The sequence below is a fragment of the Paenibacillus sp. ACRSA genome (assembly GCF_022346845.1).
Taxonomy (GTDB): Bacteria; Bacillota; Bacilli; order Paenibacillales; family Paenibacillaceae; genus Paenibacillus.
The window spans coordinates 34,708-55,491 of sequence record NZ_JAKRNP010000007.1 but is presented as its reverse complement, the minus strand read 5'-3'; the positions used below and the strand labels follow the sequence as shown (position 1 = coordinate 55,491).

Here is a 20,784-nt window from a genome sequence, read left to right as displayed (position 1 = left end):
AAAACTTTGGACTATGTTTCATTTGAATAAGTTTTGGGTACATAAACAAAAACAACCCACATGAGTGAAGCGGGTTGTTACAGTGTGTCTTCTTCACAACATATATTTTGCTTTTAATATAAGCTTGTATTTTCTTCTGGTTTCTTCAGAAGCAAATGCTCTATATTCACCGAACAAGCTCACACATTTTATTAAAACCGAATCATTATTAATATAATCCGAGAGTTCTATACTTCGTATTAGTGCATCCATACCCGCTTCATAATTGCTCCTACTCAGATGATATAACGCCATTTCATATAAAAATTTTACTAGGATGGTTCCCCAACTTTGTGTCGTATATTCCCGATTGGAACCAATATGAATATGATCGAGCTTAGTCTTATACTTATCTAATACAAAGTTAACATCCATCCGGAATCGGTTCGCTGTCTGCACGATATTGTACAGTGCAACAACCAATTCTTCGTCCTCTCCCTCAACATGATTTATGTAATCCTGTAAAACTTCATTTTGTCCCATCATTAATTTAAATAGATAGGTATTCATTTCACCCCATTTTCTAAATTTTTCTACATATAACATATCTTCTTCTGTTGGATTATCTACTGATAATTGATAATAAGTTTGCGTGCACTTTAACGCCTCTTCATATTGGCTTGCTCTAGAGTAACACGAGGCTCTCATCAACAAAGAATACCCTGTGTACACAAAGATCGGATATGTTGTTTTCCTATTAAGGTTACTAAATCGCTGCCCTTGTAAGACTGTAGATAACTTCTCCAATTTCACCGTTAATGGATACAACCTTTCAAAATCATGGATTGCTAAGTATAGGTTACCCAAGTCCTTCAGAGCATCCAGTTGATACTCCTCCTCCAACCGATCTACAAATGGCTCAAATCGAGTGGCTGCGCGCGCAGAAGCTTTTTGATCACATACACAGCTAAGCAAGAAAATCCGATACTGACAAAGAGCCAATCGCTCAGAGTGTTGATATTTTTCACATTCTGCAACACATTCATACAGAATAAGTGAAGCTGATTTCATTCCATTGTCATACATGTTCTCGGCAACTTTAAACAGTCCAGAAGTATATGAGCGATCCTCAGTCACTTGGATAACCACTTTCTCAATACAGTCCAGCTTATCAAGCTCCGCACAGCGATAAAGGAAAGGCTCCAACCTTCGCCAATCTGGTGCCGCTTTCATAAAAAACTCTATAGTATACCTCTCATAGAAGTATCCCTTCTCAAGACCCATACCCGAAGTGATCAGATCAAGTTGATTCACAGCTATTGGCCTCGATCCGTTGATTATTGCGCTGATTGTACCCACGTTAACCCCGCAAACTTTAGCAAACTCTTGAAGCTTATACCCGTGTTGCTTAATAAAACCTTCTATATGTGAGCGTATCGTAGATGTAAGTAACACTCTCCTCACCCCCATAATATTGTGGAGTCCATTAAACAATTCAATAAATGTAATATTAATCCTGTATCTTATAACAGTCAATGCATATAAAGTTACACCATTATTCATATATTGAGAGCTTCCCTGTCTTAACACAAATTCTTGAGACTATTGCTCAAACCCCAAATCTAACTTCCACACTGGTGTCGCCTTACCTAATTACGCTATATTAAACATCGAGAAACAGTGCAGTCCTGAATCGGACTGCACTGTTTCAGTAAACTCTATTTCACTATTTATTGCATAACCTATCGATTACAAATCGCCTGTCCCATGAATAAATGCGGTCGTGTAGGTGTGTACTGTATCAACTGCTGAAAATAAGCTTCCGTTGATGATAATAAAACTAAGCAAGATTATATAAAGGATATTCTTTCTTTTCATAACTATTCTGAACCTCCATTAATAAGGATTTGTATTGATTCTGAATTTCATCTGTTGCTTTATTTCTGTATTTCTCATATAGAGCCACACAATGGATAATATCTGATTGATTATTTATTTCGATAGCAGACTTGAGACAATTCATTATTTGCCTCAAACCTTTTTCATGTCTACCACGTGTAAGATGATATATCGCTAGTTCAACCAAAAAGGTTGTATAAAGGTCGGATTTAACTTGTTTGCTGTATCCTTGCGTTAACGTTTCAACCGAGTTAATTTGAAAATCGAATTTCAGAAGAATATGATCAATATTCATGCCATATTTATTGGCCGCCTCCATAATGCTAACTAATGCAGGCAATAACTCTGCTTGGTTTTTCTCAATAAATTCAACATAGGTTGGCAGTACACTCTGATCCCCCATTAGTAACCGATAAAGATAAGTGTTCGCCTCTTCCCAACTTTTAAATTTATGAATGTATTCAAGCGCTTCGTCATCAGGTTCTGCATCCTTCACGGTCTCAGCAAAGGACTTGGTATACCGTAAAGCCTCTTCGTACTTCCCCATTCTCTCGGAAGCGGTTGCCTTTAGTAGATTAGAATAAGCCTTGTATACAAATAATGGATACACTGTTACACGGTTGAGTTTGTCTTCATTTTTCTTTTTATACGATTGCAGGAATTCTGTCTTACGTTCCAATTCTTCCGCGTGTATAAATAACTTTTCCCAATACCGGAGCGCAGAATATGTATTGGCCAGATCCTTAATGGCGTCAAGTTGTCGCTCCTCATCCAGCCGATTAATATACGGTTCGAACAGCACGGCAGCCCTCAGATTTTGATTCTGATCCTGACTCAGCGAGAGGGTGAAAATGCGGTAGTGACATAGCGCAAGTCGTTCCGAATGCTGGTACTTCTCACATTCAGCGACACATTCATACAACATCAGCGCGGCTTGATTCTGCTCTCGTTCGAACATACCCTCGGCCATCTCGAATAATTCCGAGATATATGACCGATCATCTGTCACCTGCTGTATGACCCTATGAATGCAATCCAGCTTGTCCAATTCAGCACAACGTTGCAAAAATGGCTCCAGTCTTCTCCAGTGTGGGGAAGATTCCACGAAGCATTCTGCTCCATACAGTTCGTAGAAGTGGCCTGGCTCCAGATTCATACCTTGCGTAATGAGATCCAGTTGAGCCATTGCGATGGGTCTTGTGCCTTTAATTATTGCACTAAGTGTTCCAGCATTTACACCCGATAAATCGGCAAAATACTGCAGCGTATACCCCTGTTTCCTGATGTGATCCTCAATATAGGATCGTATCGTAGTTGTAGGTTCCAATACCTCCCACCTCCACAATAATAAATCCAAAAATTTGAATTTATATGATATACACAATTTTAATCCTAATTTTTACATTGGTCAATAAAAACAGTGGCAATTCGATATCCATGTCAACTTATTTTTGTATGCCGTCGAATAATGAAGTTACTACACGATTAACGTAACCATCCTCTATTGGTTCACCAGAAACTAACATACGGTAAAAAATAGCGCCATAGACCAAGTCGATACATAACGCAATATCACAGTCCGATTTCAGTTCTCCGCGCTCCACACCTTTTTCAATAATCCCCCATGCCTCGCGTCGTCTTGGCTGAATGTAACGAGTCTGGTATTCCACCGCAAGTGCTGGATCGGACTGGCCTTCACCAATAATCTCTGTAATCACTTTCCCCTCACGGCTGGTCAGAAAACGAGATAGATTCGACGCATGAAGCTCTATGTCTTCAAATACAGAGCCTGTATCAGGTACAGGTAGCCTCGCCGTTGCTTCGTGCATATATCCATCCATGATAACCGCACCTTTATTAGGCCACCACTTATATATCGTTGCTTTACTAACCTGTGCTCGCTCTGCAATTTTTTCAATCGTAACCGATGCAAATCCGTGCTCCAAAAGCAGTTCATACGCTGCCGTCAAAATTGCATTTTGTGTTTCGACATTACGAGGCCGTCCTCTCTTGCCAGTCATTCGGTTTCCTCCTCGGTGCAATATCTATGTATCCACGATACATCATACTAAAATTCCAGTTCATTGAAAAATTCCTATTTACAATACTAAACGTTTAGTATATATTTATCAACAATAAGTGTACGAAGCGTTCACTAATTAACTTTTTACGACTAAGCTGATACAAACTGATTCCCATCTTAATCTCGGAGGATGATAAACATGCCAACCAAACAAGCTTCAACAACTTCTGCTCAACCTACGCTCTCACCATGGATTGTGTTGCTTCTCGCGTCCGCTTGCGGTTTAATCGTAGCCAATCTCTATTATGCTCAGACCGTAGTGGGTCCGATCAGCATGACAACAGGATTATCTTCTGCCGCTTCCGGGCTTATTGTGACCTTAACCCAATTGGGATACGTGATAGGGCTGTTATTTATCGTACCGCTCAGCGACATTATTGAGAATCGACGTTTAGCCACATCTTCTTTATTCGTATTGATCCTAGCTCTGATTATTGCCGCATTCGCTCCTCAATCGGGTCTATTCCTAATAGTATCGCTATTCATTGGCTTAGGCTCTGTCGTAGCTCAAATTCTAGTCCCTTACGCCACTTATCTGACCTCAGAAGAGCAACGCGGACGTGTCGTAGGTAACGTCATGAGCGGTCTACTGCTCGGCATCATGCTCGCTCGCCCCGTAGCAAGCTTTATTACGAGCATCTGGGGCTGGCAAGCCGTATTTATCTTCTCCGCCATCATGATTGCGCTATTGACCATCCTTCTATCCCGCACGCTCCCTGCACGTCAGCCAGAGCCTAATTTAAATTACGGACAACTCATCATTTCTCTAGGTACTTTATTGAAAAAACTCCCTCCATTGCGTCGCCGAGCATTGTACCAAGCTAGTCTGTTTGGTGCGTTCAGCCTATTCTGGACGACAGTCCCTATGCGACTTGCCAATGACTTCAATATGTCACAGCAAGGTATTGCCTGGTTTGCATTAGCCGGTGTGGGCGGTGCGATTGCAGCACCAATTGCGGGAAGACTAGCCGATCGCGGGTTAACCCGGATTCTTACGGGTGCTGCAATGGTGATTGCATTACTGTCATTTGCGATAACTTATCTATTCCAAAGCAACTCCACAACAGCTCTGATTGTATTGCTCATTGCAGCTATCACCTTAGATATGGCCGTATCCGGAAATCTCGTGCTTGGGCAACGCGTCATTTATTCTTTAGGGAATGAAGCGAGAGGACGAATCAACGGGATCTTCATGTCGATCTTTTTTATCGGCGGAGCTGCTGGCTCATCTATCGGAAGTTGGTCTTATGCCTATGGGGGCTGGGCACTAACATCTATCATTGGAATTGCTATGCCACTTCTCGCTTTCTTGTACTATTTTACGGAAAAGAACACACGCTAATTCAAAGGTCAATGACACACTTCCTTCTGTAGTTACACACGAAAAGAGCCGTTCATCGTCATAACGATGAACGGCTCTTTTATTAAGAGTGAACCAACAACGATAAGAAGCTTGATCTTAAACAGTACAGCAGAGCGAACATTTGCTTATAGAAAAAATCCATTAGAAGAAACACGGACAACATGTTACAGTTATATCAACTTACATACCACACTATTCGGATTGGATTATATAATAATGTAATCGTTTCTTACTTCAATCAAGGAGAGGGTCAGATGAAATTTGCGTTATTTAGCCTCATGATGAATCTGCCCAATGCCATCACCGGAGAAGCGTTTACGGCACAGCAGAAATTCCAGAACATTCTGGAACAGGCCAGATTGGCAGAACGGCTGGGATTTGATGCATACGGAATTGGCGAGCGACATGGTGCACCTTTCCTCTCCTCTTCTCCGCCTGTGGTGTTGACGGCAGTTGCCGCAGCTACCTCTCGCATCCGTCTATTAACGACCGTTACAGTACTCAGTGTACTTGACCCTGTGCGTGTCGCAGAAGACTATGCCACACTGGATCAGTTATCCGGCGGGCGGCTGGAGATGATTATCGGGAAAGGCAATGATCCTCGGCATTACCCGCTGTTTGGGATCACAGAGGAAGAGCAGTGGGATTCATTGGGTGAACGCTATCGTCTGCTCAAGCGTCTATGGACAGAGGAGGAAGTGACCTGGGAAGGCACATACCGTCCGCCACTAGACAAAGTAACCACTCAACCACGTCCACTACAGCAGTCCATCCCGATCTGGCATGGTAGCGCATCGAGTACTTTATCAACGGAGCTTGCAGCGCAGTACGGTGAACCGCTTTTCACATCTAACTCGTTCCACCCTCAGGCCAAATACAAAGCACTCATTGATCATTATCGAGAACGCCTCGATCATTATGGTCATGATGCCAAGCGAGCAGTGATTGGATCTGGAGCTGGTAGCTTGTACCTCGCCAATACGCGAGAAGAAGCCATTCACAGATACAAGCCCTATTACGATGCATTCCATGCTACTGCTTCTGTACAACATAACCAGTCTCCCTTCAAGGATCTGGAGGATAACATCGCGAACGGTCCTGTCTTGATTGGTAGTCCAGATCAGGTTGTTGAGAAAATCGTAAATTATCACGTAGCCTACGGACATCAGGTGCTCAGTATTAGTGTCGATGGACTCAGTCATAGCGAGCAACTGGAGCAGCTAGAGCGTTTCGCTGAGGAGGTTGCCCCCGTATTACGACGGGAACTGCCCAGCTCCGTCTGGGACAATGCCCCGATCTTAACTCAGCAACCCGCCACACCCACTCAATCGGCACCCCCTGCCATCTCTCCGATCTTTCAGGTCTAATCTCCCCTCTAATCCAGAAGCCATTCCTGTTCAACGTAAATAAGGCGATTCGTCTGAATCGCCCCCCGCCTTATCTTCTGAACCTTATCCCCACAATTAGTTACCATAATCGTAGACTAATTCCTGAAGCTCCCTGATGTTGTAGGTATCGTCTACAATGAGCCACTGCTTGTTCTCAAACAGGAAAGTAAGCTCACCTTCGAGCGGTATGTTGCGAACTTCTTTACCCTGATCATCTATGAAAATAAGATCTAGCGTGTATGACACGAGAAGAGAATCGCCCCTATTTTCCTTCAACGTGAAATTCATATTTTCTCCACGCAGTTTCACCTGCTCTTTATAAGCCACCATAAGAGGCAAAACGATATTGCGATCAGCCATCTGTTTTTCGAAGTACTTCTCGGTCAGGAACGGCTTGATCAGTTCTCCCCTGGCTAGGGCAGACTCCATCGTTGTTGCGCTTTTCTCATCATTTTCATTTACTTCAAATTCAGTAGTCTTATACTCTTTCGCAGTCTGGAGCGCTGCCCGCTCATCCTGATCTGTTGCCTTTGGAACCTCATTATCCACTTCGATAGGCGTTGTTATCGTTTCTTCCATCGCTTCTGTACTCGTTTCAGTCGTTGTAGATGACGTACATCCTACCATTAATACACTCGTGATAAGAACCGTAAGCATTAGCCACATCCAATGTCGTCTCATCTCAGACCTCCTTCTATATAGATAACCGTAATCACCCATATTTACAATTTTTATATATAAACATTATACTGCTTTTTAGCTTAATATCCCAATTATATACCATTTATTAATGATTCCACTTGAACCCCGTGCATCTGTGCATCTCCTCACCTTCTTCTATTCTCTCTGTTCTCTTGTAAAAAGTGTAGATATACCCAAAGAAGCCCCTTGACCTGCCAATCTAACTGGCACTGGCACAAGGGGCTTCTTTGACTTCATTCATGTATCCTAACGCTCTTCTTTAACGCTTTGATTTTGCTTCCGTTACTTACTCAACCTTGAACTTGCCAGCAGCATCAGCCAAATTACGTGTTAACTGGTCGATGGTATCCACCATGTTCGCCAGTTGCTGTACAGTTGCTGATTGCTCCATCATTGTCGCTGTGACTTCCTGAACCGAAGCAGATACCTGCTCCCCTGATGCCGACAGACTATGCGCTGACTCCAGCACATCGTCCTTGTTCTGTATCATCTCCTGCATCTGCCCTGCCATCGCAGCGATCTGTTCATTGATCTCCGTTACCTTCTCCAAGATCACGTCGAATGCCTGGCGAGTCTGAATAACAAGTTCATCCTGCCTAGACGAGATCGTATGGATTTCCGCAACACTTTGATTGTTCTCGGCTACATCAGCTAGATTTTGGGTAATAATGCTCGAAATTTCTTTCGATTGTCGGGAACTCTGCTCTGCCAAATTACGGATTTCTTCTGCTACAACCGCGAATCCTCTACCATGCTCTCCAGCCCGAGAAGCTTCAATGGAGGCATTCAATGCGAGCAGGTTCGTCTGTTTGGCGATCTGGCTAATTGCCTCTGTAATATGACTAATACTGCCTGAACTATTCTGCAGCTTGACCGTAATCTCAGAGATTTTCTCCACTTCCCGCTCGTTCATCTCATTGATCCGCATTAGTTCATTGACGACTTCACTTCCATTGTGGAACACACTTTCAATTTCATCAGCGTGTGCCTTTACATCCTGTGCACTGCTATTCATAGCATTTACCTTATCGCCGAAGCTGTTAAATTTACCTGCAATCTGCTCCGTATCCTCCGATTGAGCCTCCATAGCCTGCGCTATACTCATTAGCGTAGCAGACGTTTCATCCACAGATCGAGCAGTTTGTTTGGAGGTATCCTCCAGTTCCTGTGTGCTCGTTTGTAGAACAGTGATAGATTGCCCCATATTGGTAATAAGGTTCTTGTTCTGTTCAGCCATACTATTGAAACTGTCTGCCAGATCCTTGAACTCACTGTTGTACCTGCCCTCTGCCTTCACCGTCAGATTCCCCTGGGCAAGCTGTTTGAACAAACCTGTAAGTCTAACAATCGGTTTCGTAATATTGCGAGAGATTAACATGCCGACTCCAACTGCTATCACAATGGCGAGCAACGTAAGCCACAACATCTGCTGGAGCATGTCCTGTATCGGACGCTTAATATCGTCGTAGCTGTCAATAACAACAACAAGAAGATCAGCACCAGGGATCTGGTTAACACGATAATACGTGTTATCAATCGTGGTTGTCGTAATCTTCACTTCGTCTGTTGCCTTTTCTTGAAGAAGTGCCTGCACATTCTGATCTTCTGCAAGCGATTGTCCAATCAAGGTCGGATCGACCGAATCGTACATGATTGTGCCGCTGCGGCTAAGCACTTCAATCTTACCCTCACCATTAATTTGGATATTGCCCAATTGGCCTAGGAAAAAGCTGCTGTCCATTGACATCGCGAGTACACCAATCGTGTTACCTTCGTCATCCTGAATGGGCTCTGAGAAAATGATCACCAGTTGTTTGCTTTGCTTAGATACAATCGCATCACTGATAAATGATTCACCCTTAATAGACTTCTGAAAATACTCGCGGTCATCTCGCGGTTGGCCAATGACTTCGGTCTGCGTTGACGCTACCATAATCCCGTTTTGATCCAGCAAATACAGGTTAGGCTTAGCTACTACTGTATCCGATACACTGTTCGTCAAAATCGTATTTGCTTTGTTAAAGTACGGATTGGCATCCGAGAAAAACTCTTCATCCGTCATGCTGTTGGTATTACGCAGTTCCAGCATCTCTTTAAACGTATTATGTACAGATATCGCGTGACTCATCTGCTGTTGAAGCTGTACGGCTGTCCATAACCCTTCCCCAAGGCGATCGGACATGCCATTAATCTCTGCCTCACTCTTCATCACTACTAGTTTGGATGAGACAAAATACGTTGCTGTGGTTGTTCCCATAAGCACCAATATGACTAACAAGCTTAACATAATCGGTAGCTTAACCTTCAGCGAGACATTTCTAATTCGATAAAACAAGCCTTGTTTCTTTTTCCCCATTTACGATTTCCCCCACTTTCATGAACCATCTGAACGATGTACATTCATTATCGGTATATTGAAGTGGGAATTTGATGTACATGTCTATTATCTGTATAAAAAGAAATCAAAAAACTGTCTAAATACACGAGCCAACCTCTTCACACTGGTACATGTGAAGGGATGTTTTCGTACGTATCAGACAGTTTAATGAGTCCTTATCTTGTTACTTACCGCGAATTATCCACGCAATCTGCGGGAACTTAACGCATTGTGTCCATTTTGCAGAAACGTACTGCGTGTGTTCTTCATCATCTCAATTCGGCGTTCAGCAAGACGATCTGCCGCCACATATGTCGGGATACCTTCCGAACGGGACGAGGCAAAGATGTTTTCCAGCGTGTTGTAGATCTGGCTCACCTTACTGTATGCCCTTTCCGCATTGTATCCGTTTAATTCATCGGCAATGTTGATCACACCACCCGCATTAATGACGTAGTCCGGTGCGTATACAATGCCCATCTGATGCAACTGGTCACCGTGCCTTGGCTCAAGTAACTGATTGTTGGCACAACCTGCCACCACTTTAGCCTTGAGCTGTTTCAAGGTATCATCATTAATTGTCCCACCTAATGCGCATGGGGCATAGATATCACACTCTACTCCGGTGATGTCTGCTGGGTCGACAGCCTTAGCGTCGAAACGGTCTACGGCTTGTTTTACCAAATCTTGATGAATATCTGTCACAATCAGATGGGCGCCTTCCTCGTTTAGATATTGGCATAAGTGCATGGCTACATTCCCCACACCTTGGACAGCAATCGTTTTGCCTTCCAGTAGATCCGTGCCAAATGCTTCCTTAGCTGCTGCCTTGATCCCCCGATATACACCCCACGCCGTTGCAGGAGATGGATTACCTGACGAACCGTAGCTTGGAGAAATGCCCGTAACATAATCCGTCTCTTGGTAGATAAGATTCATATCTTCCTCGGTTGTACCCACATCTTCTGCGGTGACATAACGTCCATTCAACCCTTGTATATATCTTCCAAATGCTCGGAACATCGCTTCATTCTTATCACGCCGTGGGTCACCGATGATGACCGCCTTGCCACCACCAAGGTTGAGACCTGATATTGCATTCTTATATGTCATCCCTCTTGCGAGCCGCAGAGCATCTTCCATGGCTGCATCTTCTGATGTATATGTCCACATCCGCGTGCCGCCTAGTGCAGGTCCAAGTGTGGTATCGTGTATTGCAATAATGGCTTTTAGCCCGGAGGCTTTATCCTGGCACAGAACCAATTGCTCATAATCGTGATGCTCCATTGCTTCAAACCAATTCATATTTATAACGCTCCTCTAACCAAATTAGCGACCTGAATCGCTATAGATCTGTCTGTTGACCACTCTCTATTGTACATATGAATACGAAGTTTGTGCAAAATCACATCACGATGTAAGGCATCAGCCTATCATTAAAAAACCTTTCTCTCCTTAACAGGGAAAAAGGTGTGCATCATTTATGATCTTTAAGTTCGTCATCGAGAAAGTCAGGAAAGGACTTCAATGACGTTAATCGGATGCAGATCCCCACCTATTGCGAAGGATGCTTGCCCTGTCTCCTCTGAGACAATAAGTACCACGGCGTCTGTGACCTCACTAAGCCCCAGAGCTGCCCGGTGGCGAGTTCCCATTTTACGCTCATGTACTTCAACCTGTGATAATGGTAATACATTTCCTGCGGATACAATCTGGTTGCCCCGAATTAACACAGCCCCATCATGTAATGGCGCACCAGGTATAAAGATCGACTCCAATAAGGCATGCGTTATTCTCGCATCTACAGCGACTCCCGAATGAATGATGGAATCAAGTGAAGTTTCACGTTCAATCACAATGAGTGCTCCGTATCTTCGATCAGATAGATGCTGCACACTGGCTGAGAGCTCGGCAAACTTTTCAGTGAATGGAGACAGATAACAATCCAGGTAAAACGATGAGGCTAACACCTCGATCTGCTTGATCTCGGCTCGAATCTCAGCGAATTGTCCCAGCAAGCAGGCATGATCATTGTCAAAACGGGATAATGTTATGTTCATGCGTTCCGCCACACGATGAAGATCCCCCTTTAACTTTTGTCTCATTGAAGAACTGTCACAGTCTGCTTGCCGCTGGTTCATGGATCGTTGCCTCCTCGTCTTCGTCTTCTGCATAATTACCCTATACGTTTCCCGTAACATAGGTGATCTATTCACCTTATTCTATGTACAACAACAACTCTACTTCCTCATATAAATAAACCATTGTATAATATTTACATTACATCATTATTTCGTGGAGGACGTAGAATGAGAATTATTGCAGCAACAGAATCGCACTATGAATATATTCGAGAGCATGATCGTCATATCGTAGAAAGCTTGATTTTGCCCAAGATCAGAGGCAATGAGATTTATATGCTGCAAAATGATGAGGATCAACTCATTGGCTGGATGCGGCACAGCTATTTCTGGGACAATACCCCTTTTATGAATATGATCTGGATTGATGAACCCTATCGCAACAGAGGATTCGGGAAGCAAGCCATTCTTTTCTGGGAAAATGAGATGAAGAAACTCGGGTTTGAACTGGTCATGACCTCTACTTTAGCCAATGAAGGTGCTCAGCATCTGTATCGAAAATTAGGTTATCGTGATGCGGGAGGCCTATTGCTTGAGGGTGAGCCTTTGGAAATTTTAATGACCAAAAGGTTATAGTTGTGAACTCTCTACGTTGTGATAAGATGCAACTATTCATGGTATAGAAGGAGCGTTCGGAGAGATGCAGCTAATAGAAGTTTCAGAACAACATCTGGCACGACTACAGGCCATTTATAATTATTATGTGAGCCATACGACCGTTTCCTTTCACACGGAAGAACTAACTTTGGATGAGATGCGAAGCAATGTAATGAATGGCCACCCTCGCTACCAAACCTACGTTATTGAAGAGCGAGATGTAATTATTGGCTATGCACTCCTTACTCAACACAAAAACAAACAGGCTTATGATGGTACTGCAGAAGTAACGATTTACATAGATCCTGACTATGTTGGAAGTGGGATCGGTACAAAAGCCTTATCGGCACTTGAATTACAAGCAAAAGCATTAGATTTCCATGTACTTGTAGCAACGATATGCACAGAGAATGAACGAAGCATCCGGTTGTTCGAGCGTCTAGGGTATGAGAAATGTGCCCATTTCAAAGAGGTAGGTTATAAATTTGACCGTAGATTGGATATCGCGAGTTACCAAAAAATCATTGGACAGGAACCGCATCATTAAACAAATAGGAAGTACACATGTACAATAAATAAATTGCAACAGCAGCCGAATCTCCGGTTGCTTTTTTTTTCATTGATGGACGGATACGAGGGGCATTGTAGATCATAATTTTTATCAAAAAAACTAAAAACCAAGGCACTTGCCATTGCATTTTGCCTTCAACCCATGCATAATGATATTAAGCGTTTGATAATGATTATCATTCTTGAACTTGTCTCTCTTCTGTTTACTGTACATGAATTAACGATCATATAGATAAAGGGGAACGAACATCGAATGGATACGACTCTGCAAAAAACGACACTGCAGCTTGATGATTATCTGGATCTTCTAAACCTGGCAAAGAACATTGGTGATGTGAAATGGCAAAAGGAAATCATCCGTAAGCTATCCGCAGCTTATCCAGTAGTGGAATGTAAACAGCCACAATAGATTAGAATATAACAGATATGTTCAATATAGCTCGTGACCGATTCGTACAGAATCAGTCATGGGCTTTTTTTGCGTCTTATCGTATTGTGATATGCTTGGGATGTAAACCAATCCCATCATAAACTGTATACGTAGAATGTATTCATACCAGTTAAGGAGGTTACACGATCATGACTTTTCCGTTCGTGCTTCTAGATGATTCAACCGATCTGATCATAGGACATTGTACAGATATCGTTGGGCTAGATGGAACATTAATCAACCTCAATGAGGGTTACCACCAGCTTATATTGAAGCATTTCGTATTTTCGTATAAGTTCCAACAGTACATTTTGCAAAAGAAAGAACCCCTATCAAGATATGCCTATGTCGGAATGTTGAATAAAGATAATCACACGATAGGCAACCATGGTTTTTTTATTCATGACACGACAAAGTATCATAAGCTTGGTTTCCCTACAATTGCTACAGATCTCAAGTTGAATGTATCCATCCATCGTCTGATCTCAGCGCAGGAGCTTCAGATCTGGGATCAATGGAGAACATCACTCCCTTCAACGCTTAACCAGTGGGCTACCTACGATGAGAATGGAAGAAGAGCATGGCTAAGTGTGGTGAAGAGCCATAACAATATGAATATAGCAACAGAAATTGTTGAGAAAACTAACGACATAAACGAAGATCAGGCAAAGACATTTCAGATGGACGGTACATATATTACTAGTTACGCTTCCTTTTTCTGTGCACTAGGTGAAGCCATGAATGGACCAGGTGGCTATTATGGATCGGATTTTAACTCGTTCATCGATTGTACTTATGGTGGATTCGGAGCAGTCGCCCCTTTTACCCTAATATGGACTAATCATCAAGTCGCCAGATCATATCTGGATATTAACGCATGGCAGAGAGAGATTGACTGGATGCGCGCAGAGAACAAACGCTTAGGAGAAGAGGATTTCGAGGTGGAACTAGGGAATAGACCTTTATATGATACGATTATTGAAAATCTGGAATGCCAAGGGATCACAGTTATTTTACAATAGGTTAAGGATGGTGACACATGATACAGCTAGAAACAGAACGATTAATCATTCGTGAGATTGTAGAGTCAGATTGCGAGCACATTCATACATATACTTCGCTACCCGAGGTTACCACACATACGGCATGGGGACCGAATACGGAAGAAGATACCCAAGATTATGTGAAGTATGTGATCGAGCTACAACAAGCAGTGCCACGAGAAGGCTATGAACTAGCAATATGCCTGAAACAAGAAGGTACACTAATTGGTGGTATTGGTCTTCATGTCATGGACACCAATGCCGAACTAGGCTATGTGTTGAACCCGAGCTATCAAGGCCAAGGTTATGCAACGGAAGCCGCACGTGCGATGTTGGAATTGGGCTTCAACACACTTAAAGTACATCGCATCTTCGCCAAATGTCGACCAGAGAATAGCTCTTCGGAGAAGGTGATGCTGCACATCGGCATGGAGCGCGAAGGTCTGATGCGAGAACACTGGTACTATAAAGGGAAATATCATGACTCTTTCCTTTACTCCATTCTGGCGAAGTCATAGCAGAAAGGGTCAGCCCGCAGGCTGACCCTTTCTCCGTACAACAACCGTCCTCCGTAACGACCCCAATCGCCAATGAAGATAAACAGTTATTCTTACTTGTGTTGCATTGCATTACATTCTGCACAACTCTGTTGGACAGCTCGGGACTGTAGGACACCCACACATACACCGTAACGCAGCTAAATCCCGAATAATCAGTTTGCCTTCAAGTGTATCTAGTGTCCCCTGCTCTTTCCAAGCACCCAGCATCCGCGTTACACTCTCACGGGTTGCGCCAATCATCTCAGCAAGCTCTGTATGGTTCAGCTTCATCTCCAGAACGATGCCATCTGGCGTCATCTTGCCGTACGAATTACTAGCGCGGATAAGGGTCGATGCCAGCGCACCAGCTTTACCATAGAGTAACAGATCACGAAAGCGCGACTGAGTAATACGTTGTGCGAGCGCCATCCATTGCAGGAATTTCAGCGCAAGATCGCCATCTTTACTTAGCACACTCTCCAGTTCACTCAGCGAGATAATCGCGAGTTCCCCTTTATCCGTCATCTCAGCACTGTAGCTGTGCATCTGACCACCAATGCCACCGAATTCCCCGATCAGATCGCCTTTTTGTTGAATGGACAAAATAATCTCTTTGCCATCCTCAGTGGATTTTGTCAGCTTCACACGTCCCGAACGAATGAAGTACAGGTATCCGGCTTCATCGCCTTCTAGAAAGAGACTATACCCCGACTTCACCCGTTTGGGTTGCATCATGGTTTCAATCGATGCCCATTGTTCGGCTGTTACGAACGAAAGAATTCCGCCAGTATTCCTCTGTGTCATCTTGCTTCCCTCCGTCTGTTCTCGTTCCGTCGCTTGGGTTGCTCTTTCTATAAATACCGTACCCATAATTCATCGTCCCCCTCGTGTTTCCTTATGCATCTATCTTACCGCGAAAAGTCCATAAAGGTTATCGGGGGATTACCTGAACCTTACGGATAAATTCCCTGAATTTGCTGTGAGAAAAGTCACACTAGGCGCTAAACCTACAACCTGAGTTGTATTGTATGCCGCAGTAGGTCTGGGCTGAGGGCACTTGGGCAAGGATGATCAGTAAAATCTAGAAACGAAATAGGGGTTTTCCCTGAATTACACGGAGAAGGAAAAGGTCTACAATAGAAATGAACGTAAGAACACATATACATCTTCATATTATTATGATGACTCAGTCTATTTAGTTAACGTTAGTTCATTCGACCGGATTCTACGGTATGACCCTAAAAGGAAGTGTCTCTCATGCATGATGAACATCCATCTGGCATCCAGGAGATGATTGACCGCTTGCGCCTTAACACCTCCAGCGATTTCTGCGGTCTCGCCTGTTTGTCTGGTACGCTGCTCCGCTGGAAATATACGTCTGGTGCCAGCAACGAACGTGTACAGCGCATGGAAATGCGTCCCGGACAAGACCTCGTCGGCACAGCGCTGCGAACTGGGCGAACCACGCTGTCAGATGCACAATCTAGTTCAGAGCATACACCCGGGAGGTGTCCGCTCATGCTTGCTGAACGGCTCGTATGTGCCATTGCGGTACCTGTCTTCCAGTCAGGCAGCTTGCCTGAAGCTGTGTTGCTCGTAGGTAACCGAATGTCCTGCACATTTTCAGAGGATATGATCCACGAAGTACAGCAACTGGCACGCGACCTAGAACCTCTCATTCGTGGATAACCTGCGCAATAGACTTTACGTACAAAGGCTTGTTTCGCCTGTTAAGGTTGAGCAAGGCCTTTATTTGTTCTTGTATAGATATCCAGCCATTTTGAGATTACTTCTCTGAGTGGCTTTCTTTTTTGGTATGATAGAGATAGACATATGCATGCGGACAGGGGGAAAATGATGTGATTCAACTATTGGTCGTTGATGACCATGTGGTCGTACGTTCCGGGCTTATCGCCTTGTTGGACGGAAAAAGTGATATTCGGATCGTTGGAGATGCAGCGGACGGGGATGAAGCTATTGCCAAAGCTCAGCAACTGAAGCCCAATGTGGTCTTAATGGATTTCAGCATGCCGCCAGGCAAGGACGGTTTAACAGCTACTGCTGAATTAAAAAAATTAATGCCAGACATCGCCATTCTCATACTGACGATGCATGATGATGAAGAATATTTATTCCGTGCCATCCATGCTGGAGCCTCCGGATATATCCTCAAGAGTGCCCCACATGAAGAGTTGCTCGCCGCCATTCGCTCCGTTGCAGAAGGTAGTGCATATCTGTATCCAAGTGCAACGAAACGACTGATGAGTGAGTATCTCGATAAAGCAAAACAAGAGAATGCCGGACCATACGACACGCTCTCCGAGCGAGAGAAGGAAATTTTGTCATGGATCGCCAAAGGGTACGCCAACAAGGAAATTGCCGAGCATCTCGTCATTAGTGTCAAAACTGTAGAATCCCACAAAAGCAATCTCATGGAGAAGCTCGGGCTCCGTACTCGTCCTGAACTCGTGAAGTTTGCGATGAAAAAGGGGTTGCTGAACTTTGAATAGCGAGCATGAAAATAGACTCAGCGGACTTGCCGACCAGCCTGTTCTGCAATTACTTCTTGAGCTGGATGAGCATATCACCGATGACCAGTTTCGCAGCAGACTGAAAGGTTCACTGCATCAACTTAGTGACCTGAAGTTTGCTCTCGACGAATCCTCCATCGTGGCGCTCACCGATCGTAAAGGGAAAATCCAATATGTAAACGATAAATTCTGTGAGATCTCGAAGTATGATCGGAGTGAGCTGATAGGTCAGGATCATCGGATCATCAATTCAGGTTATCATGGCAAAACATTCATGAAGAACTTGTGGGATACGATATCCTCCGGCAGGGTATGGCATGGCGAGATACGTAACCGGGACAAAGACGGCAACTATTATTGGGTGAACACCACCATTGTGCCATTCCTCGATAACGAAGGACAGCCCTATCAATATTTAGCTGTACGAAGTGAAGTGACCAAGCTTAAACGTGTAGAGGGTGAGCTGCAGACGATGATGTCTCAGGTCATGAACATTCAGGAAGAGGAACGGCGACGGATCTCGCGCGAGCTGCATGATGGAATCGGTCAGAGTCTATTCTCTCTCGTCATCCAGATGGATCGCCTGCTCGCAGATCAGCCACATCCTGGCGTCGAATCCCTGCGGAAACAAGTGACCGGGATTATGGAGGATGTTCGTGGAATGGCTTGGGAGCTCAGACCTTCTGTATTGGATGACCTCGGGGTTGTACCTGCGATTCGCACCTACATAGAGAATTACAATCGGCACTACGGGATCGAAGTTAAGCTGGAGTGCAATCTACGCAGACGACTGGAGATGAACCGTGAGATCGCGATGTACCGGATCATCCAAGAAGCGTTAACCAACATCGCGAAGTATGCCGATGTATCTGAAGCACAAGTGACCGTAGAAGATGCTGAGGATGCAACCGTAGTCATCATAGAAGATCAGGGCGTCGGCTTCAATGGAACGAAGGTAGGTAACGGCGTTGGAATGTTCAGCATGGAAGAACGTGCGCGCGGAGCTGGGGGAACACTTAGGGTATCTTCAGAGCCAGGTGAAGGGACAACCGTCACCCTCGTTCTACCAAGGACATCAACGAAGTAATGCAACGAGTACGATCAGATGTGACTGACCACCCCGTCATGAAGCAGGGCACTGCGTGCTGGCCTGGATTGGATTCATCATATCGCATTCGAAGTCGACGTTACGTTGAGGTAGATGTTACCGTAACATTCAAGCACTTCATACACATTTGTTGACTGCTAAGGATCATTTCTTGAGCAGTCTTTTTTCTATTTTTGAGACAACTTCTGCTCTATTTAGAAAGTAAACTTGGTCAATTTAACAAAGTGAAAGTGAATTATCAGGTATAATCCATATTTATTATAAATATATTGACTCGGATTACGTTTCGTCATTAAAATTAAGAGTGCTACGTACAAAATGTATAAATGCTCATTTCATGATCTAACTGTAATTAGTGATAGAAAAGGATGGTCAATCATGGCAGAGAAACGCTCTTCTAAGGGTGGAGAAATCCCCCAAATGCACAATCTGGATGACATAGATCGCAAAATATTGGCTGCTCTGCATCACAATAGCCGGATGTCCTATACCGATCTGGGACAACAGATTGGGTTATCTCGCGTAGCCGTACAGGCACGGATTAATGCACTATCCGAAAAAGGCGTTATTGAACGATTCACGGTTGTCATCAACCCCAGCAAGGTTGGACTACAGGTCTCAGCTTTTTTCAATGTCGACGTAGAACCTCCTTTTTTGGACGAGGTAGCGGAGAAGCTGGATGAAGAACCAGCCGTGACCAGCCTATACCATATGACAGGCCCAAGTACCCTGCACATGCATGGTATTTTTGCCGACATGGAGGAGATGGAGCAGTTTCTACTAGAGAAGCTCTATAAGATGCCTGGAATCGTCAAAGTAGAGTCACAACTATTGTTAAAACGTTATAAAAGTCGGATGGGCATGAGACTGTAGGAGGATAACAGCATGAGTTGGAAAGTTTATAGCGGTCTCGTCACAGGAATGGTGCGAACCGGAATTTTGGGATATGGCGGCGGCCCTTCGGTAATTCCCTTGATTCGTTATGAGGCCGTTACACGTTATAAATGGGTCAGTGATGAGGAATTTGGGGAAATTTTAGCTATCGCTAATGCTCTCCCGGGTCCGATTGCGACCAAAATGATTGCATACTTAGGTTATAAAACCAAAGGTCTCTTGGGCGCGATTGTAGCAGTACTAGCCCATATATTGCCGACAAGTATTGCCATTATTGCACTGCTCGGCTCGATGTATGCGCTGCGAGAATCCAAAGTGGTTGCAGGCATGGTGGCAGCCGTACGCCCAGTCATTTTTGTCATGCTAGGCATGATGGCTTATGAGTTCGCCAAGAAGGCGTGGAAGGGGCTCGGCAAAGCTTTTGCTCTGCTATTCGGAGTCATTGCGTTTGTGCTCTTGCTGCTATTAGACGTTCACCCGGGCATCGTCATCGCTGTCTTTCTCGTCTATGGTTTCTTCCACTTTGATGTGGTTCAGCGCTTCAAGTCGAAGGACAACGCCGATAAGGGGGTGTCCTAGACGATGCTACAGACATGGTGGGAGTTATTTTGGGGATTTTTTGTAGCCAATATATTAGGATACGGGGGCGGCCCAGCCTCCATTCCGCTTATGCAAGAAGAGATCGTGAATCACTACAAGTGGTTGACGACAGAGCAATTCGGTGATGTGCTTGCCATTAGTAATGCGCTCCCAGGACCTATCGCTACCAAAATTGCCGCCTTTGTCGGTTATCAGGTCGCTGGCTGGTTTGGCGCTTTCATTGCCAGCTTCGCTACGATCGTGCCTTCGGCCGTCGCGTTAATTCTGTTGCTGCGCTTACTTAACAAATACCGTACCTCTCCAAAGGTCAAAGGTATGACACTGTTAGTACAGCCTGTCATTGCCGTGCTCATGATTCTACTTACTTGGGAGTTTGGCCAAGTCTCATCTGAGTCGATCGGAATCTGGCAAACCCTCATTATTGCGGGAATCTCGCTATGGGTCATGACCAAAACCAAGCTTCACCCTGCTATTTTGATTGTCATTGCCTTTGCTTATGGCGCATTCGTTCTGCCTCATTTCATGTAATTCAACTGCTCA

21 protein-coding genes are annotated in these 20,784 nt (G+C 44.3%); 13 read left to right on the top strand and 8 right to left on the bottom strand.

Going from position 1 to position 20,784, the window contains the following annotated elements; genetic code table 11:
• Positions 1-93: 93 nt before the first annotated feature.
• The 3 genes from MH215_RS19615 to MH215_RS19605 all read right to left on the bottom strand — a co-directional run bounded on the left by MH215_RS19615 (position 94) and on the right by MH215_RS19605 (position 3,899).
• Positions 94-1,542, bottom strand: a complete 1,449-nt coding sequence (locus MH215_RS19615; RefSeq protein WP_239292936.1) for a helix-turn-helix domain-containing protein — start codon at positions 1,540-1,542, stop codon at positions 94-96.
• Positions 1,543-1,819: 277 nt separating this feature from the next.
• Complete coding sequence (locus MH215_RS19610; protein ID WP_239292935.1) at positions 1,820-3,205, bottom strand: helix-turn-helix domain-containing protein; 1,386 nt, start codon at positions 3,203-3,205, stop codon at positions 1,820-1,822.
• A 118-nt stretch (positions 3,206-3,323) separates the two neighbouring features.
• Positions 3,324-3,899, bottom strand: a complete 576-nt coding sequence (locus MH215_RS19605) for a TetR/AcrR family transcriptional regulator (RefSeq protein ID WP_239292934.1) — start codon at positions 3,897-3,899, stop codon at positions 3,324-3,326.
• Positions 3,900-4,100: 201 nt separating this feature from the next.
• Here MH215_RS19605 and MH215_RS19600 point away from each other — a divergent pair, with 201 nt between their 5' ends.
• Positions 4,101-5,303: an MFS transporter gene (locus tag MH215_RS19600; protein ID WP_239292933.1), complete on the top strand. Its 1,203-nt coding sequence runs from the start codon at positions 4,101-4,103 to the stop codon at positions 5,301-5,303.
• 275 nt (positions 5,304-5,578) lie between these two features.
• The gene (locus tag MH215_RS19595; RefSeq protein ID WP_239292932.1) at positions 5,579-6,691 is read left to right on the top strand and encodes an LLM class flavin-dependent oxidoreductase; all 1,113 of its coding nucleotides are present in this window, start codon (positions 5,579-5,581) and stop codon (positions 6,689-6,691) included.
• A 96-nt stretch (positions 6,692-6,787) separates the two neighbouring features.
• On the opposite strand, the gene MH215_RS19590 is transcribed toward MH215_RS19595, so the two are convergent.
• The 4 genes from MH215_RS19590 to cdaS all read right to left on the bottom strand — a co-directional run bounded on the left by MH215_RS19590 (position 6,788) and on the right by cdaS (position 11,932).
• Positions 6,788-7,393, bottom strand: a complete 606-nt coding sequence (locus tag MH215_RS19590) for a hypothetical protein (protein WP_239292931.1) — start codon at positions 7,391-7,393, stop codon at positions 6,788-6,790.
• A gap of 307 nt (positions 7,394-7,700) precedes the next feature.
• A complete protein-coding gene (locus MH215_RS19585) occupies positions 7,701-9,770 on the bottom strand; it encodes a methyl-accepting chemotaxis protein (protein ID WP_239292930.1) in 2,070 nt (689 codons plus the stop codon).
• A gap of 219 nt (positions 9,771-9,989) precedes the next feature.
• Positions 9,990-11,096: a Glu/Leu/Phe/Val family dehydrogenase gene (locus MH215_RS19580; protein WP_239292929.1), complete on the bottom strand. Its 1,107-nt coding sequence runs from the start codon at positions 11,094-11,096 to the stop codon at positions 9,990-9,992.
• Between the two features lie 206 nt (positions 11,097-11,302).
• On the bottom strand, positions 11,303-11,932 hold the full coding sequence (gene cdaS, locus MH215_RS19575; protein ID WP_239292928.1) for a sporulation-specific diadenylate cyclase CdaS: 630 nt from the start codon (positions 11,930-11,932) through the stop codon (positions 11,303-11,305).
• A gap of 168 nt (positions 11,933-12,100) precedes the next feature.
• On the opposite strand from cdaS, the gene MH215_RS19570 reads away from it, so the two are divergent.
• From MH215_RS19570 to MH215_RS19550, 5 genes are all read left to right on the top strand, one after another.
• Complete coding sequence (locus tag MH215_RS19570; protein ID WP_239292927.1) at positions 12,101-12,508, top strand: GNAT family N-acetyltransferase; 408 nt, start codon at positions 12,101-12,103, stop codon at positions 12,506-12,508.
• Between the two features lie 64 nt (positions 12,509-12,572).
• Complete coding sequence (locus MH215_RS19565) at positions 12,573-13,076, top strand: GNAT family N-acetyltransferase (RefSeq protein ID WP_239292926.1); 504 nt, start codon at positions 12,573-12,575, stop codon at positions 13,074-13,076.
• 276 nt (positions 13,077-13,352) lie between these two features.
• Positions 13,353-13,508 carry a hypothetical protein gene (locus MH215_RS19560; RefSeq protein WP_239292925.1) on the top strand — a complete coding sequence of 52 codons (156 nt, stop codon included), beginning with the start codon at positions 13,353-13,355 and terminating at the stop codon, positions 13,506-13,508.
• Between the two features lie 170 nt (positions 13,509-13,678).
• Entirely contained in the window at positions 13,679-14,551 is an 873-nt protein-coding gene (locus MH215_RS19555) for a barstar family protein (RefSeq protein ID WP_239292924.1), read from the top strand.
• A 20-nt stretch (positions 14,552-14,571) separates the two neighbouring features.
• A complete protein-coding gene (locus MH215_RS19550; protein ID WP_239293116.1) occupies positions 14,572-15,090 on the top strand; it encodes a GNAT family N-acetyltransferase in 519 nt (172 codons plus the stop codon).
• Between the two features lie 111 nt (positions 15,091-15,201).
• Here MH215_RS19550 and MH215_RS19545 read toward each other — a convergent pair whose 3' ends face one another.
• Positions 15,202-15,981, bottom strand: a complete 780-nt coding sequence (locus tag MH215_RS19545; RefSeq protein ID WP_239292923.1) for a Crp/Fnr family transcriptional regulator — start codon at positions 15,979-15,981, stop codon at positions 15,202-15,204.
• A 387-nt stretch (positions 15,982-16,368) separates the two neighbouring features.
• Here MH215_RS19545 and MH215_RS19540 point away from each other — a divergent pair, with 387 nt between their 5' ends.
• From MH215_RS19540 to chrA, 6 genes are all read left to right on the top strand, one after another.
• Entirely contained in the window at positions 16,369-16,800 is a 432-nt protein-coding gene (locus MH215_RS19540) for a GAF domain-containing protein (protein WP_056703666.1), read from the top strand.
• A gap of 170 nt (positions 16,801-16,970) precedes the next feature.
• Positions 16,971-17,621, top strand: a complete 651-nt coding sequence (locus tag MH215_RS19535) for a response regulator (protein WP_056703663.1) — start codon at positions 16,971-16,973, stop codon at positions 17,619-17,621.
• Positions 17,614-18,729, top strand: a complete 1,116-nt coding sequence (locus MH215_RS19530) for a PAS domain-containing sensor histidine kinase (RefSeq protein WP_239292922.1) — start codon at positions 17,614-17,616, stop codon at positions 18,727-18,729. The genes MH215_RS19535 and MH215_RS19530 overlap by 8 nt, the downstream gene beginning before the upstream one ends.
• A gap of 399 nt (positions 18,730-19,128) precedes the next feature.
• The gene (gene chrS, locus MH215_RS19525) at positions 19,129-19,623 is read left to right on the top strand and encodes a chromate efflux transcriptional regulator ChrS (protein WP_056703659.1); all 495 of its coding nucleotides are present in this window, start codon (positions 19,129-19,131) and stop codon (positions 19,621-19,623) included.
• Positions 19,624-19,635: 12 nt separating this feature from the next.
• Positions 19,636-20,223, top strand: coding sequence for a chromate efflux transporter ChrB (chrB, locus tag MH215_RS19520; RefSeq protein ID WP_239292921.1), 588 nt, complete (start codon positions 19,636-19,638; stop codon positions 20,221-20,223).
• A gap of 3 nt (positions 20,224-20,226) precedes the next feature.
• Complete coding sequence (gene chrA / locus MH215_RS19515; RefSeq protein ID WP_239292920.1) at positions 20,227-20,772, top strand: chromate efflux transporter ChrA; 546 nt, start codon at positions 20,227-20,229, stop codon at positions 20,770-20,772.
• Positions 20,773-20,784 lie beyond the last annotated feature (12 nt).